Annotated in this window: 10 protein-coding genes; all 10 read right to left on the reverse strand. The window is 28.2% G+C overall.

Annotated features, from left to right (window positions below):
• Positions 1–34: 34 nt before the first annotated feature.
• On the reverse strand, positions 35–3,049 hold the full coding sequence (locus tag SCHIN_RS03720; RefSeq protein WP_166508297.1) for a hypothetical protein: 3,015 nt from the start codon (positions 3,047–3,049) through the stop codon (positions 35–37).
• A 3-nt stretch (positions 3,050–3,052) separates the two neighbouring features.
• Positions 3,053–4,990: a hypothetical protein gene (locus SCHIN_RS03725; RefSeq protein ID WP_166508298.1), complete on the reverse strand. Its 1,938-nt coding sequence runs from the start codon at positions 4,988–4,990 to the stop codon at positions 3,053–3,055.
• Between the two features lie 69 nt (positions 4,991–5,059).
• The gene (locus SCHIN_RS03730) at positions 5,060–6,175 is read right to left on the reverse strand and encodes a hypothetical protein (RefSeq protein WP_166508299.1); all 1,116 of its coding nucleotides are present in this window, start codon (positions 6,173–6,175) and stop codon (positions 5,060–5,062) included.
• A 323-nt stretch (positions 6,176–6,498) separates the two neighbouring features.
• Positions 6,499–7,521 (reverse strand): hypothetical protein, encoded by a 1,023-nt coding sequence (locus tag SCHIN_RS03735; RefSeq protein WP_166508300.1) that lies wholly within the window; start codon positions 7,519–7,521, stop codon positions 6,499–6,501.
• 129 nt (positions 7,522–7,650) lie between these two features.
• Entirely contained in the window at positions 7,651–9,240 is a 1,590-nt protein-coding gene (locus SCHIN_RS03740) for a glycoside hydrolase family 32 protein (RefSeq protein WP_166508301.1), read from the reverse strand.
• A gap of 78 nt (positions 9,241–9,318) precedes the next feature.
• Positions 9,319–10,971: a glycoside hydrolase family 32 protein gene (locus SCHIN_RS03745; RefSeq protein WP_166508302.1), complete on the reverse strand. Its 1,653-nt coding sequence runs from the start codon at positions 10,969–10,971 to the stop codon at positions 9,319–9,321.
• Between the two features lie 21 nt (positions 10,972–10,992).
• Complete coding sequence (locus SCHIN_RS03750) at positions 10,993–12,696, reverse strand: glycoside hydrolase family 32 protein (protein ID WP_166508303.1); 1,704 nt, start codon at positions 12,694–12,696, stop codon at positions 10,993–10,995.
• Between the two features lie 133 nt (positions 12,697–12,829).
• Entirely contained in the window at positions 12,830–14,542 is a 1,713-nt protein-coding gene (locus tag SCHIN_RS03755) for a lipoprotein (protein ID WP_166508304.1), read from the reverse strand.
• Positions 14,543–14,558: 16 nt separating this feature from the next.
• The gene (locus tag SCHIN_RS03760) at positions 14,559–16,247 is read right to left on the reverse strand and encodes a lipoprotein (protein ID WP_166508305.1); all 1,689 of its coding nucleotides are present in this window, start codon (positions 16,245–16,247) and stop codon (positions 14,559–14,561) included.
• 15 nt (positions 16,248–16,262) lie between these two features.
• On the reverse strand, positions 16,263–17,897 hold the full coding sequence (locus SCHIN_RS03765) for a glycoside hydrolase family 32 protein (RefSeq protein ID WP_166508306.1): 1,635 nt from the start codon (positions 17,895–17,897) through the stop codon (positions 16,263–16,265).
• Positions 17,898–18,004: the final 107 nt, after the last annotated feature.

The following is an 18,004-nucleotide window of genomic DNA, read 5'->3' on the forward strand; positions in this document are numbered from 1 at the left end:
AATTAAATTTTACATTATTTTTTTATTTAGATTGTTATTTTTTGTCTTTTGATTTATCTTTAAGTTTATTAACTCTATCATTAATATCTTTTTCTAATTCAATTTCTTTGTCTTTTCCTTCAACAGTTTTTTTAGCTTTAGATTTACCTTTAGCTTTTTCTTCACTTGCTTGTTCTGCATCAGTTGCTCAGTGGTTTACCACTGTATCATCATCAACTAAGTCTAGATCTACATATTTTTTAGTGTATTCTGGATCTTCAAGTTTTTCATTGTTGAATTCTAAGTCTCTTTCAAATACTCCACTACGTTCTAAACCTTTATCGTGTTTAATTTTTGCAGTTTTTGTAACTTTAGCTTTTTTAACAGCTTCTTTATCTGCTTCAATTTGAGCTATTCTTGCTCTTGATTTACGTTTTTTCTTGTGAGCATCTTTTTGGTATTTTCTAAATAAGAATAGAATTAAGAAGTATAGTCCAACTCCAGCAACTCCAGCTCCTAATAAGGCAATTAAAATAATTGCTCAAATTGGGAATGGTGCTTTTGGAAGAACTTCAACAGTAATGTCAAAAGTTCTTTCAATTCCACTTTTATCTTTTGCTTTAACAGTAACTGTGTAAGTTTGTCCTTCTGTTTCGAATAAAACAGCTTTAATTGAAACTTTACCGTTTTTGTCAATTGTTGCAGTTAAGTTGTTTTCACTACTTGAAGTAACTGTAAAACTGTCTTGGTCAAATGCAAATGCATTTGGTAAAGCAAATGATTTTGATTTACCTTGGTTAATTTTTACAGTTTCTTTAATATCATATTCAAGTTCTGATGAAAATGCTTTAACAGTTATTGTTTGGTCTTCTTTACCGTTTTCTGCGTGAATTGTAAGTATTGCATCTCCAGGTTTTTTTGCAGTAATAATAACTTTATTACCTTCAACTTTAACTTCAAATGCATCAGTATTATTAACACTTGCACTAATTTGTCCAAGGTCTTCTGCACTTCCGTTTAATACGTAAGTTGCACTTTGTCCTTCAAGTAATTGAGTTGGGTCTATTCCATTTTCTCATGAACCTGAAATTTCTACTTTTGGTGCAGCTACATTTACAAATTTAATTTTTGCATCAACTTTATTTACAGTAATAACTGTATCTGTTATTACTAAGTCAGCGCTAAATCCAGCTTCACCAGCAACTGGTGTTGTGAAAGGATCTGCTATTTCAACATTAACTTGGTCAATGTTTTCAACATCTTTTATTGCATCTTGTAGTAACGCATTGAAATCTGCTTTAGAAGCATTTACATCAAGTTTTTTTTCAACATCAATTGTTTTAGCTTCAATAGCAGTTTTAATTGGTGCTAAATCAGTTGCAACAGCAACTTTTGTAAACTCAACATTAATTTGTCCTGATAATGAAGTTGATGTCTGAATTGTTGAAACTGGTTTTACATTAACTTTTAAAACATCACCTTGATTAGTAATTTCTAAACTTGTAGTTTTTGAAGCATCAACTTCAAGATTAGAATCTTGTTTTTTAATTAAAGTATTAATTACTTCAATCATGTTAGTTAATTCTTCACCACTATAAGTTTTTGCTTCAACTGCATCAGTATAAGTGATTGTTTTGCTACTTAAAAAGTCTAAACTTTCTTCGTTTGTAGTTCCATTAAGTGTACCACTTGTAACATAACCCAATCCACTTCCCAATACAATTGGAGCTTTAGTAAATCATTTGTTAAAGTCTTGTGAAGTTGTTAAATTTGAAGTTATTGCACTTGTGTCAATCATTGCTTGTCAATCTCTATCTTCAAGTTTTGCAAGTTCATCTGCTTTTGCATTTGAAAGTGCACTAACTTTTGATTTAATTGCATTTACAATAGCAGTTCTATCACCAGCTGATAAAATTGATTTTTCCAAGTTAATAGTCTGATCACTTACTCAACTCATATCTACAGCTTCTTGAACCGAATCAATTCTTCCGTTTACATAGTCAATACCAACAAACATGTTACCAACTATTCTTAAACGGTTTGTGTATAGAGAAGGACCACCCAATATTTGGTAGTCATAAGTATCTGGTTTTGAAAAGTCTACATAACCTGAATCACTTTTAAAAATCACTATTCCTCTATCAGTATTTGCATAGATGGTGTGAACACCCCCTATTAAAGTTTCTGTAATGTTTTTTACAACAATTCCTTCTGGAAGATCTGCTAAATAAGTTTCTGTAGGATTTCCACTAGCATCAAATGTCAAAGAATAGAATTTATCTTCTCTAATAACGTGGAAAAGGTTTTCCTTAGTAATTTCATAAACTGAAACATTATCTGTTGATTTCAAAGGATATTTACCCGCAGTTGTTACATAAACAACCGAACCGTTTTTATATCTTGCTAAAATTCCATCAGTATTTGCAGTTCACCTTAAAACATCATCAGGATTATCTAAAGTAACGTTTCGTTGTTCACCTCTTGTAAAAGTTCCATCTTCAGCTACTGTAATTGTTATACTAGTGCTAGATGAGATACTTGCTAGAAATTGATTGTTAGCATTTTTATTTAAAACTTCTTGAAAATCACTTCCACCATTACTTATCATTTTGCTATCTTTACTTAAATTTAGAGTTTCTCCTTTATCCAAAGCTTCAATAATTTTTTGATTAGAAATTTGGAATGTAACAGAAGAACTTACCACATAAAGAAAGTCTCCAATTGTATACAAGGAAAGCATAAACGTTTTTTCGTCTATCAAATCATCTATAATAAGTTCTCTAATATAAGGTTTTCCGTTTTTATCATAATCTAGAGATTGGATTGCTGTTGAAGTTTTTGAAGCAAATACAAATGTAGATTTCCCATTATAAGAAACTGTATCAAATGAACCTAGATCACTTTTTTGAGATTCTGTTAAATCCATGTTAACTAAACCAGATTTAAAAGTTTTAGTTTCTAATTTAGAAAATGCATCTTTAACACTATTATTTAAACTATTTGCCATAGCAAGTGACGAAGCAGGTACAGAAATTGCCATTGCTCCTAATAAAGATATAAGTTTTTTCATATACTATTTTTCTCCTTTAAGAGCTTTTTTAGCTTCTTTTCTTCTTGCTGCAACAATTTTAGCTTGTTCTTTACCAACAGCACGTTTATAGTGACGTTTACGAGCAATAAATCAAATCATTAATACTGTTGATGCAACAAGAGCCATTCCTCCAACTGTAAGAATTGGAATAATTCATTGTGGAAGTGGATTTACTTCTGTTAGACCAAGAATTTTAACTTGTACTTCTATTGCATTTGCTGTTAAAAAAGTATTAATACTTGGCGCACTTGGTGAAGTAAATGCTGCATCATACATTCAAACAGTAATTGTAGTGTCATAAGGTTTGATTGATGATTGTATTTTTTTTCATTGTACTTCATCAATTCCAAATTTATAACCAGGAAGTAATGTACTTTGTTTATTTAATAATCATTGAATTTCTTCTTTTGAAGAACCCACATTAAATCCCCTACCATTGAACTGAATTTTTTGAGCTTCTTTTTTACTATTTTCCATTTCCAATTCAAATTTAGCTCTATTTTCAGCTTCAAGCGCTGTCTTAATTAATCTACTATCAGATTTAAATTTAACATTTATTGGCGCAAGTCTAATGTATAAAGAGTCTCCATCTTTAAAAATACCATTTGCTTCAAAATCTTCTTCTTTGATATTTTGTCCGATTGTAAAGTAATCTTTAACATCTTTTGCAGAACCAATTTTAATATTTATATTTGAAAGAGTTGCTGAATAATAACCATTTTCTCCTTCAACGGGAGCGTTTGCAAACAATCCTCAATCTGCTGCCCATTCACTTGATGAAGTATCATCACCAGCTCAATTGTTTATTTGTCAGTATTGAGAACTTCTTGGAAACATAGGTCTGTCTTGAGATTTAATTTTTACAGAATCTTCCAATACTTCTTGAACATCACTGTAAATTTGTCCAATGATGTGATTAAAGTTATCATATTGTAAAACATTGTTATTGTATTTTTCGCTTAAAGCACTTCTAAGTTTTACAAGATCATAAGGTAATTTATATTTTACAGCAATATTTTTAGTTGCAGAACCGCTAACTCTTGAAGTAAATGATTTTTCATTTGCTACCAGTTTAACTGTTGCATCTTCTGCAAAATCTCCATATGTGTTTTCTGGAAATAATGTTTTTTGAGTCTCTTTATCAATTTGAATATCAAAGTCTCAGTTGTCTCCAGAATCACTAGTTTTTAAAGTTGACTTTCTAAATATTTCACCAACTGATCTATCTCCTGAATTTGTATTTGTAAATTGATCTAAATTATCTTCTTTAATTTCATCTCTTAAAGCGGCAACTTTTTCTTCAACAGTTCCTAAAGAACCTAATTGTTGACTATCAATTTGCATTAGTTCATTTGTTAATAAAGTATCTAATGACACTTTTTTATAAGCGTTACTTATGTAAGTTTTTTCTAAATTTGGTTTAAAATTTGACAATCCAACTTTTGTGAAATAGTCAGTTAAAAAGTACAACTCTCCATCTATATAATTTAATGAACCTTTTTTGATTTGAACACTTGCCGGAGATTCTAATGCCCCCTCAGTTAAATTAACTCTTTGTGATTTCAAAAATAATGCTTTATAAGCAACTGAGTTGCTTGTAGCAAAATCAGCTTCTGTTTTATAAACATAAGAATACATTCCTAAGTTTGTAGTGAATGCTATAACATATTCTTTATTTGTTCTATCATAGAATGAAATCATATTTATAACATCGTTTAATTCTTGTCCATATTCTTCTTGGCCCACTTCATTATTATCAAAAAGGTCTACTCTAAATAAGTTTTTAAGCTCTGCTTTGTCGCTACTTGTAAAATCAAGATAAGAAATAAATTGTTGTTCAACTCATTTTGCATTTTCAGTCACTGCATAAATTGCAGATACTATTGAATAGTCTTTTTGACCTCCATAATATTTATGCATTGTATTTGCAACGTTAGTTATTTTTAAATTATGATCTTTAAAAGGAGAATTAATTTCTACTTCTTTTTTTTAATTATTACCTGCAGTATACATAATTTGCGGTTTATCTTGATCTGATGATGCAGAAAATGTAATGTCTCCATTAGAATTAACAAAATAATAAAAATTTAAATTTGCATTCATATTCACATCACTATCAGGTCAAGAAGCAGAAATGTTTGATTCAGTTAAAGTAAGTTCAGTAGTAGCTTTACCTTCTGCATCTATTATAGTTAAGTCACCATTTCTTGTGTTTAAATAATTTGATAAATCAAGTTTATATTGAACAATCGCTCCTCTTGCATCGACCCCTTCATTTGAATAGTTAACTGTAATATAAACTGTTTTGTCTTCATTAGCGTTTCCATCTTGAAAAACTGATAGCAATTTTCCATAAGTTTTATTAAACAGTAAATCTTTTTTTCCAACAGTTGCTTTTTCAGGAATATGTATTTGCAAAGGACTAACATCTGGGTTAAGAACATCAAAAAAATTAACAGCATTTTTGTCAGGGTTACCTGTCATTAAATACCTTGAATAATTTCTTCCTGAATTATCAACATATGAAAAAGGGTGCGTTGTTACAGCGCTGATTCCTTTACCATCAAGATCTGTACTTTCTTCTCAAAAATCTTCAGTATTTGGTACTCTATTATAATTAATATTTAAATCTTCATCTTTAACAACTTGGTATAAACCACCAGTTCTTTTTCAATTTACTTCAGCATTTCCGTTAGCTCTATCGACTTCTGAAGAAACTTGATATAACTTATTAATTCCTGGTGCAGTTAAGTTTCATGAACCTTTAACTTCAAGAACTTTTTTAAGTGGTTCATTATCTTGTGTAGGGATATCTTTTACAAGATCATATCCAAGCATAGGGTCGTGATAAGCTTGTAAAGCCCTTTCGTGTTTAAAGTACCCGTTATCACTTGTTAGATTAGGGTTTTTAACTCCACTTCCATTTTTTTGATATTCAGTAAGTCAATTTTTGTCGTATCCTGTAGCTTCACCATACATATCTGGTTGTGAAGCTACAACAACCCCTTCACCATCTGCCAATCTTGCAATAGCTGTGTTAATTAAAACTCCAGCTGGTGCACCAGTTGCTGTTAATCCTCCTAATAATGCTAAAAGTGTTTTCATTTCTTTCTTTTCTCCTTCTAGATGTTTGCCATATCTATATTTTCATAGAAAAAACTCAAATGAAATCTTTTACACTTTATTAAAACCAGTTAGCACTTTTAGCTTTAATAAAATGTAAACATACTTGAGTTAAATATAAAAATATAGTAATGTGTTGGTATAGTTTCTTTTAATTTATATAAAATTTAGCCTTATTTTAGAAACAAGTTACCACACATAAAAACACAAATTAATAATATCAACTTTTAAGGAAAAAAACAAAAAAATGTCATAATTTGACATTTTTTTTCATAAAAATTTTCTAAAACTAAATAAAAATTTTTTTATATCAAAAAATTAGCAATTTTAGCTTCTTGCTTATTTTCTTCGCAAATATTGTAGATTTTTTTAATCATTAAATCTTCAAAAATAATCAATCTAATATGACTTTTTCATAAAAATCTTCTGTATATAAATTGAATCGGAAAAAAACTTCTATTGTACTTAATTTTATACATATCCCTATATTGAGAATTTATTTTTGGTTTTAATAAAATAATCTTAGAAACCTTAAATTTAGTAAAAAACATTGCCGCTATCACAAAAAATGCATAAGGTGAAACTTTATCTATCATTTCAGAATTTTTCTTGTATATCATCATAAGCATAGTTATTTTAATTGTTATTAAAAAACCTAAATTCAACATAAACAAAATAAACATTCTATAACAGTAATTCTCATCAAAATAAATTCTTTCTTCAAAAAAAATATTTTTTTTCTTTAAATTAAGTATTGTAAATAAAATTATAGAAATATATTTATAAGCAATTGATGCTAACATTATGACAAAAATAAACTCTATTAAGTAATAGAATATAAAAGTTATTGTATATGTTGTAAAATCACTCTCAAAATCCTTAATTGATATGTTTGACATCAAATCCTTAACCATTCTTAGAAATTCATCTTCATTGTAATTATTTAAAAAATCATTAGCATTTAAATCTAGATGTTTTTTTTCTCATAAAACCATCATATAAAAAGTATATTTTAGAATTAGAACTGTTAAAAATAACATAAATATTATTTTAAAGATCAGTCATAAACTTTTTTTAATCCTATTCTTAAAAATATAATCATTTCTAAATATTACATTTCTTTTTTTATAATGTCGGTAACAAAACAATGCAAAACATATAAATAGTGTAGATAAAATTATGATACCTCCCACTTGTGTTCCAAAACTCATTGAATCTGCAGTTTTTATTATGATTTTTGTGTTAAAAATATATTCACCAACGATATATAGCATCAATTGGTCAAATAAAAAGTTAAATATATATAGTATTTCAAAAAAAATACCCATTCAATCCCTCCTATCCATATTAAATTAGTAATTATTTTATTCATTTTTTCTTCATTCATTTCATTTCAAATTATAATTTAACACTGTAATTTTATATTTTGAAAATAAAAAAATCAACATTTAGTTGATTTATATATTATTTAAATCATAGAATTTGTAACTTCCAGTTAAAGTTTCAGAACTAATAGTTAAAGATTCTTTTGTTTTTCTATCAATTACTTTTCCTATTGTAAATGTTTTACCATCAGGTAACTTTAATTCTAAAACTGTTTTATCTAAATAAATTTCTAAGTTGAAGTTGTTTTTATCAAAATCAGATAACGAAAAGATTCTTTCTTTTTGATAATCGCTTCTCTCTTTTAAAATTTTATAAGCTGTTTTTCTTTTAACTGACACTTTATTATTTTTAAGATCTATATCTACTTTTATAGAATAAGTTGAGTCTTTAAAATAAAGAGATAAATTATCTTTAATGTCTTTTAAGTTTAAATCTAACTTGAAAGAATTATTTGAAAAACTAAGTTGTTTTTCATTTTCAAATTCTTTGTTTTCAGTTGCAGCCAAATCATCAAAACCAATATAATCAGAATTAATTGTAAAATCAGATTTACCATTTTGACTTAATGTAAGATTTCTTGCAAGTGACATTTTTCCAATTCTTCCATCATGAGGAACTACATAGTGATAGTTTCAATTACTTACTCAAGCAGTTGTTGTTAAAGATTCAACTTTTTCATTTGAAAACACACCCTGTTGTTTTCAAAAGTTAGCAGCATAATAATCTGGTCCAAAGTCTAATCTTTTAGTTTCGCTATCAGCTTTGAAAACAAAGTTTTCGTCTAAATCTCCTGTTACATAAAAAGTACCAGTTGAAAGATCGTCTTTGTCTTCTCCTCACCCACTATTTCCACCATAAAACATAACTCATTTATAATCATCGGTTCCTTGGATTTTCATTTTATAAAGATTTGGACATTCTAACATTGGATGTTTTGCATTGTATTGTCCTACTCTCTCATAACCTGTTAGTGGGTTTGAAGAAACTCAAACACCAAAGTTATCATTTTCTGCATTATAAATAATGTATTTTGTATTTCCTTGATCATCTTTTTGAGTAAAGAAAAATGGGTCTCTCATATTTCTATCTTCACCAAGTTTTTGTTCGTTTGCAATTATTGGAGTGTCTTTTAAAGCTTTAAAAGAATATCCATCATCCAAAGAATAGTAACCCAAAATGTTTTGAGCACCTTTTCCATAACTTGTTGTCATTGAAATAATAGTTTTTGCTTGACCTTTTCCTTGACCTGTTTCAAATCTTTCATCCAGTCCAAACAAGTTATCTACATCTTCAAAGATAGAACCACTAGAAACATCACCATAACTTGTTAAATCTCTTGATAATGCAATACCTTTATAATCTCAGTGAATTCAATCGGTTGTTGTTGCATGATAAAAGTTTGTACTTTTATTTCCAAATTTTTTACCATAAGGATTTACTCTAAAATCTGCTGTATACAAGTAATATACATGTCATACACCGTTTCTATAAAAGCCTCCTTGAATATCATTCATCATTCCAGCTTCTTGTATTTGTAAGTGATAGTTATTTGTAAACCTATCTTCAATAGGTCTTTCAGTATATGTGTAAACATCAATTAAAGTTCCAGGAATTGGAGCTAGTAGTGATACACACATAAAAGATAATAATAATTTTTTCATTTTATTTCCCGCCTTTAAAATTAAAACTATACCTAATATTTTATAATAAAAAACACTATTATATTAAATAATAGTGTTTTATCCTATTTGATAATATTTGAAATTCATATCAATTTGTGAATTTGAAGTTACTTCAATATCTTCTTGAGAAACATTGTCTGGGAATTTTAACATTGAATATACTGAACCATCAGGGAACTTAAATTCTAATGTTGTTTTATCCAAGTAAATTTCAATTTCTCCTGTTTTTAGAGAACTTAAATCAGCTGAATAAACTCTATTTTTAGTAAATTCTTTATTTCCACGAACAAGTTTATCTTGTAATTTTCTATTAACAGTGATTTTGTTTTTTACAAAATCTAGCTTTGCTTCAATTTTGTAATTATCATCACCAATAGTTAATTTTAAGGTATCTTTAAAATTTGATAAATCTTTTAAAGAGATATTCATTTTAAAACTTTTACCTTTTAATGAATTTGATTCTAAAATTTTTTCATTAGTTTTAAAAGAACCTTCACTTGTTGAAAGTGTTTTTACACTTCCTTGTGATTTATTTTCACTTCAAAAATCTACAAAGTCTGTATGCATAGTATAGTCATTGTTATTTTCTCTAAGTTCAATGTTTCTTGCAAGAGACATATAACCAAATCTTCCATCATTAGGAACTTGATAAGTATATGCTCAATTACTCATTCAACCAGTTGTTATTAATGAATCTATATTTGTATTTTCAACACTTTTTGTCATGAACTTTGCAGCATAATAATCTGGTCCAAAGTCTAGTCTTTTAACTGATTCTTTTGAATCAGGAATAAAAACATCATTTTCATCTAAAGTTCCTGTTGAATAATAAGTTCCTCCAGATAAGTTATCTTTACCATCTCCATGATTACCATTACCACCATAAATTAAAACTCATTTTTTTTCACCTGTTGCTTTTCCGTTTTCATCTTTTACATTCATTTGAAATAGATTAGAACATTCAAGCATTGGATAACGTACATCAATTGACCCAACTTTTTTATAACCTTCTGTTGGAGTTTTTGATGAATAAACATCATAAAACTCACCTCTAGCTATGTACATTACAAATAACTCTTTTTCTTTATCATAGAAAAAGTAAGGATCTCTAAAGTTTTCATTTTTTCCTCTATTTGGATTTTCTAAGATAAGTTCATCTTTAACAATATCAAAAGTGTAACCTCCATCAATTGAATAAAACATCATAATATCTTGATTCCCTTTACCATTATAGTTTGTTGTTACAGCTATTTTGGTTCTAGCTTTTCCTTGACCCTTTATGTAATTAGGGTCAAGTCCAAATAAATTATCTACATCTTCAAAGAAAGTTCCACTAGCTTGGTCATTGTAGTTTTTAATGGTTTTAGGCACTCCAGGACCGTGATTTTCTCAGTTTATTCAATCTTTAGTGGTTGCGTGATATCAAACAGAACCACCTTTACCGTGATTGTACCCATACTTATCAAATAATCCATCAGAGTTTTGTAAAAAGTATACATGTCACTCTTGTGTTTCTTCATCAAAAAAACCACCCTGAATGTCATTCAACATTCCTTGAGTGGGATTTTGTTGATGGAATACAGTAGTATAAAGATCGTTATTAATCTCTGGAACAGTGTAATTTTTATCCATATATTGACAAGCAATTACAGATGAAGATGAACTAATTCCAATTGTAGCAACCGCTAAAATACTAAGTATTTTTCTCATTTTATATGTACTCCAATCAAATTATAATTTGTAATATTTATATGTAAGATTTAATTCTGAAGAACTTGAAAGTTTAATAGTTTCTGGTGAAACTTCTTCAGGGAATTTAATCATTGAAATTACAGAACCATCTGGCATAATTGCTTCAATAGTTGTTGTATCAATAATAAATTCAATTTTAACTGTATCTAACCCTTTAATATCTGCAGCATACTTTCTTAATTGAGTATAACCTTTGTTATTTTTTAAAGGTTTATAGTTAATAGTTCTAATTGAGTGAATTGTGTTTTTGTTAAAGTTTAAACGAATTTTGTTACTGTTAAAATTATCTCCAATTGAAAACTCTGTAATATTTGAAATAGTATCAACGTTTTTTAATTCTAAGTCTAATTTAAAGTTTCTATCAGATAATTTTGCTTTTGCAAGAACTTCTTCGTCTCCGCTTGAAGTCATTTCAGCATCATCAAGTCCTAAGAAGCTTGAAGTCATTCCATATTCATCACCAGTTTTAGTTAAACTAACTTTTCTAGCAAGAGACATGTTTCCTCATTTACCTTCATTTGGAGTTTTTGTGTTGTAATCTCAACTACTCATTCAACCAGTTCCAATTAAGTAATCTTTTTGGTCAGTAGCAGTTGGGTCTTGTCAGAATTTTGAAGCATAGAAATCAGCACCAAAGTCTAATCTTTTAGCTTCTTGTTCTTCAACAAATACGTTTTTTTCATTTAAATGACCAACTGAATAATAAGTACCTGTTCCTAATTTATCCATTTTATCAGGTCTTCCATTTTCGTTATTTCCATTACCACCGTAAATCATAACTCATTTAGATTCAGTTTTACCGTTTTCATCAGTTACATTCATTTCATAAAGGTTTGCACATTCAATCATTCTGTGTAAAGGAGTGTAATCACCAACGTGTTTGTATTCTCCTAAAGCTTTTTCTGATTCATAAACACCAAAATGGTCATCTTCTGAAACATACATATAGAATTTATTGTCTTTTTTAAATACAAATGGATCTCTAAAGTTTGGATATGTTCCTGGTTTTTTACCATTTTGTAAAATTGGTTGTTTGTCGTTTAAAGTTTCAAATTTAGCTCCATCAATTGAGTAAGAAGCTAAGATATTTTGACCTTTATCTCCGCCATATCCTGTAGTAAATGCAACATAACCTTTTGTATCAGTTGTTACACCTTCGATTTTTGCATCGATTGCAGCTTGTGCAAAGTCTCCATCTTTATCTTCGTATAATGAACCACTTGCAGCATCTCCTCAGTCAGTAACATACTTACTTACAGCTTCACCTTTATAGTCTCAGTGAATTCAATCTTTTGTTGTAACTCTATATCAAATAGTTCCGTTACGATCGTTATTTCCACCGTTTTCGTCATATCTTATTTCATGATTATATAAGAAGTAAACATTTCATTCTTTGTTTACTGCATCATAAAACCCACCTTGAATGTCATTTAACATTCCTCCAGCTGTTTCAATACCGTTTTCATCTACAACAGGCATGTTTGAAGGTGTGTTAACGTGAAATTTGTTTAAATATTTTTCTGTTTTTTCACTTGAACCACTGTTATTGTCAACAGTTGAATTTACAAGTTCAATAGCTTTAACTACTTTAAAATCTTCGACTTTGCTTTTACAAGCAACTACAGAAGAAGTTGTTGAAACTCCTACTGTTAAAGCAGCTAAAAGATTTAGCATTTTTTTCATAATTTTTCCTTATTCCCTTTTTTTATTTTTTTTCAATTTATCAACTTTATAAATAAAGTACAAAAGTAATTTTACAAAAAAAATAAAAAAAAGCAATACCTATCCTTGAATAGGTATTGCTTAAATTGATGTTTTATTTAGTTCTTGGTTTTCATTGTAATTGATAGTAATCAAAGCTAATTTCACTATTATTAGTTGAAGAAACACTTAATTCTTCTTCTTGAGCTCCAATTGGGTATTTTAACATTGTAAATACTTTACCATCAGGGAATTTGTATTCAACAACATTTCTATCAATAAAAACTTCAAGTTTAGCATTTAGATCTAAATTTGTTTTATAAGTTCTTGTTGCATTAAATTCATTTTGACCCATTGCAAATTTGTAATCTTGTTTTCTTTTTACACTTACAGTGTTATTTTTAAAGTCTAAAGTTAAAGCAACATTATATTTATCATCACCAATTTTTACATTAGCAGAGTCTTGGTTTGAAAGTTTATTTAAATCAAGATCTAATTTAAATGTTTTACCATCATAACCATTTTTTTCTAGGAATTTTTCTTCATTAGTTGTAGTTCCAGTTTGTTTTTTTGCAACTTCAACTGTATTGTTGTTTTTTAATTCAGAAACAGTTGATACTCCTTTTGGTAAATTAGTATCAACTTTATCTTCATCTCAGAAATTTACAAAGTTTGTTTCAAATGAATAATCATTACCATTTTTTTTCAAACTAATTTCTCTAACAAGAGACATTATTCCAAGTCTTCCATCATTTGGAGTTGATCAGTTGTAATCTCAACTGTTGATTCATCCAACAGTATACAATGAATCCACATTTGTATTAACAAAACTTTTCTTTCAAAAGTTTGCTCCATAATAATCTGGACCAAAGTCAATTCTTTTCATTGGTCCAGGATTTTCTTCAACAAAAACAAAGTTTTCATCCAAGTGCCCTACTGCATAGTAAGTTCCAAATGAAAGTGCTGGATCATTTTCTTGTTTTCCATCAGAACCAACTCCCCCATAAAACATAACTCATTTTTGTTCAATTTTACCGTTTTCATCAGTTACATTCATTTGATATAGGTTAGGACATTCAAATTTTGGATATCTTGCAGTTACTTTACCAACTCTTTTATAACCTTCTGTTGGTTTATCAGAAACATAAACTCCAAAGTAGTTTTGTTCTGCCATATAAATAATATATTTAGTATTTCCTTCACTATCTTTTGAAGTAAAGAAATAAGGGTCTCTAAAATTTCCACCATTTTCTTTTTCATTTGGATTTACTAAAACAGCTGTATCTTTAATTGGTAAGAAAGTATATCCTCCATCAATTGAATAATACATCATCATTGTTTGTCCATAATCACTGTATGAACAAGGAATTGCAATTATAGCATTGTCAAAACCATTATCTTTAGCTTGTTGTTGATATCCAAAATTATCGTCAACATCAACATAAAATGAACCAGATGATGAGTCTGAATAGTGTTCAATATTTGGAACTGCAGGTCCATGATATTCTCAGTTTACAAAATCTCTTGTTGTAACGTGATATCAAATTGAACCAAATCCTCCATGATTGTAACCATACTTGTCAAATCTACCTTCTGCATTTTGAAGGAAGTAAATATGTCATAAGTCATTTTTTTCATCGTAAAATCCACCTTGGATATCATTCATCATTCCTTGAGTTGGGTTTTGAACATGAAACATATTTGTATATTTTTCTTCATTTAATTCTGGCAATACATATCCTTTATCTTTTTTTTGACAAGCAACAGCTGAAGTTGCTGTACTTGCAATTAAAGTAAATGCTGCCAATCCACTTAATAATCTTTTCATAATTTACCTCTTTTTACTAACCTTGTGTTTTTTCAAATTGATAATAATTAAATGTAACTCCCAAATCAGAAGTAGTTGTTAAATGTATATCTTCTTTTGAAATAGCATCTGGGAATTTTAACATAGTATATACAGAACCATCAGGGAATTTAAATTCCAATGTTGTTTTATCTAAGTATATTTCTATTTTTCCACTTTCAAGTGTATTTAAATCAGCTTTATAACTTCTTGCTTTTTTAAATTGCTTGTCACTATTTTCATATGCTAACTTAATATTTAAATCTCTTTTTACAGTGATTTTATTATTTTTAAAGTCTAGGTCAACATTTGCACTATATTGGTCATCACCAATTTTTAGTTTAATTGAATCTTTATAGTCTTTTAAGTTTTTTATATCTAAATCTAATTTAAATGCTTTACTATCTAAATCACTATTTTCTTCAAAGAAATTAGTGTCATTTTTATAATTTCCTGAAGTATGTTTTGTAGCTTTTGTATTTCCTTTTGATTTTCCATCACTTCAAATATCTACAAAGTTAGTTTCCATTACATAATCATTATTCTTTTTAGTTAAGGTAATTTCTCTTGCAAGAGACATATAACCAATTCTTCCATCATTTGGAACTTGGTAATTATATTCTCAGTTACTCATTCAACCTGTAGTTAAAAGTGAGTCAACATCTGTATTGTTTTTATTTTTTGTATAAAAATTAGATGCATAATAATCTGGTCCAAAGTCTAATCTTTTTGTTGGATTTTTTTCTTTATCTTGAACAAACACGTCACCCTTCATTTCTCCAACTGCATAATAAGTTCCACTAGTTAGGTTATCTTGATATTTATCTGTATCTCATTCACCATTACCACCATAAATTAAAACTCATTTTTTTTCAACTGAACCATCTTCGTTTTTAACATTCATTTGATACAAGTTTGAACACTCTAAAGTTGGGTGATCTGCGGGTACTTTTCCGTTTTCTACTTCTTTATATCCTTCTGTTGGTTTATCTGAAGCATAAACAGAGTAGTAATCTCCTCTTGCAATATACATTACAAAGTGTTTTGTTTCTTCATTGTAAAAGAAGAAAGGATCTCTAAAGTTATTGTTTTTTTCTCTATTAGGATTTTTTAAAATCAATTCATCTTTTACTGTTGTAAAAGAATAACCACCATCAACTGAATAAAACATCATAATGTCTTGGTTTTGATCACCATTATAGTTTGTAGAAACTGCAACTAAAGTTTTTGCATCTCCTTGTCCTTCTACATAATCTTTATCAAGACCAAATAAATTTTTTGTATCTTTAAAAAGTGACCCTGAAGCTTGGTCTGTAAAGTTCTCTATTGTTTTTGGAACACCAGGTCCTACATTTTCTCAATTGATTCAATCTTTTGTGATTGCATGATATCAAACTGAACCTTTTTCACCATGGTTAAAACCATACTTGTCGAATCTTCCATCTTCATTTTGTAAAAAGTAAACATGTCATTCTTGTTTAACTTCATCAAAGTATCCACCTTGAATGTCATTCATCATTCCTTGAGTTGGATTTTGTTGATGAAAAACTGTTGTATATAGTTCATCGTTAATTTCTGGAACTATATATTCCTTGTCTTTAACAGGTTTTCTTTCACAAGCAACAACACTTGAAGTTGCACTTGTTGTAACTGTTAAAGCAGCTAATAAACTTAATATCTTTCTCATTTTCTCTCTCCCAATTTATAATTTAAAATTATAGTATTTATAATTTACTTTAATTTCTGATGAACTTTGTAAAACTAATTTTTCATTTTCTTTTTCATCAGAAAATTTAACCATTGATATTGTTGAACCATCAGGCATTTGAGCTTCAATAGTTGTAGTATCAACAATTAATTTTATTTGTATATCTGTTTTATTTTTTATATTTGCTTTATAACTTCTTGATTGTAAATAACCTGAGTTTTTAATTAAAGTTTTATATTGTGAAGTTCTACTTGAAGTAATTTCATTTTTTTTGAAATTAAGTCTTATTTTATTTTCAAAAAAACTATTTCCTAATTTAAATTCTAAAATATCTTTATTAGAATTTAAATTTTCAATATCTAAATCTAATTGGTAACTTCTTGAATTTAATTTATTATTTTCAAAATCACTATCAGTTCCTTGTATTGCTTCAACTTGGTTTTTTAAATCCACAAAAGTTGAACTTACATCATAAAAATTATTTACATAATTTAATTTAATTTCTCTAGCTATTGAAAGATTTCCTCATTTTCCAATACTTGGAGTTTTTGTTGCATAATCTCAATTACTCATTCAACCCATTCCTAAAAGACTGTTTTGTCCTTCTTCGATGTCTGATGAAGCGTTTTGTTGATTTCAAAACTTTGCAGCATAGAAATCAGATCCAAAATCAATTCTTTTAGCTTCTTGTTCTTCTTTAAAAATATTATTTTCATCCAAAGTACCAACAGTGTAGTACATTCCTGTACTTAACTTGTCTGATTTTTTAGGTTTAAATCAAGTATTATTACCATTACCACTATAAATCATCATTCATTTTTGATTATTTACATCTCCGTTAACATTCATTTTATAAAGTGCAGGACATTCTAACATACCGTAAAGCGGTTTGTAAGTTCCAACTCTTTTATAACCTGATAAAGGATTTGATGAACTTCATATTCCAAATTCTTCTCCTTGTGCTAAGTACATTGTAAATAAACCATTTCTTTTTATGATTAAAGGATCTCTAAAGTTTGGATAAGAACCATCAGGTTCACCATTTTTTAAAATAGGTTCTTCATTATTTAGAGGTGAAAAATTAATTCCATCATCAGATTGAAAAGCCATTATGTTTTGACCTCTTTCTCCTCCATATGCAGTTACAAGTGAAACATATCCACCTTTATTCGAAAAGTCTTTATCTTTATCAAAGAAAATAGAACCACTTGCAGCATCTCCTCATTTATGTCATTTTTTAACAGCAACTCCACCTTGTTCTCAATGAATAAAGTCCTTGGTTTTCATTCGATACCAATCAGTACCTTCTCCTCCAAGTTGTTTTCCTTCATCATCAAATGTAGATTCTGAGTTATTTAAAAAATAAACATTTCAAAACTCTCCATCAAAAAGAGCTCCTTGTACATCGTTTATCATTCCATTATAGGTTTTACCATTTTCAATTCTTGTTGGAGTATCAACATGAAATGAGTTTACAAATTTTTCTGTTTCGAGTTTTTTATCACCATCAACCATATCAATTTCTTTTAAAACAGTAAAACTATCATTGTTAGCATTACATGCTAAAACATTTGTAGTTAATGAACTTGCAAATGTTAATGAAGCAAGACTATTTAGTATTTTTTTCATTTTTTCTCCTAATTGATAATATTCTAAATTAATAAAACACAATCTTTTTGATTATACAAAATCATTATGTCAAATACAACTAATCAGTTTATTGACAAACATTGAAA

The organism is Spiroplasma chinense (assembly GCF_008086545.1).
GTDB lineage: Bacteria > Bacillota_I > Bacilli_A > Mycoplasmatales > Mycoplasmataceae > Spiroplasma_A > Spiroplasma_A chinense.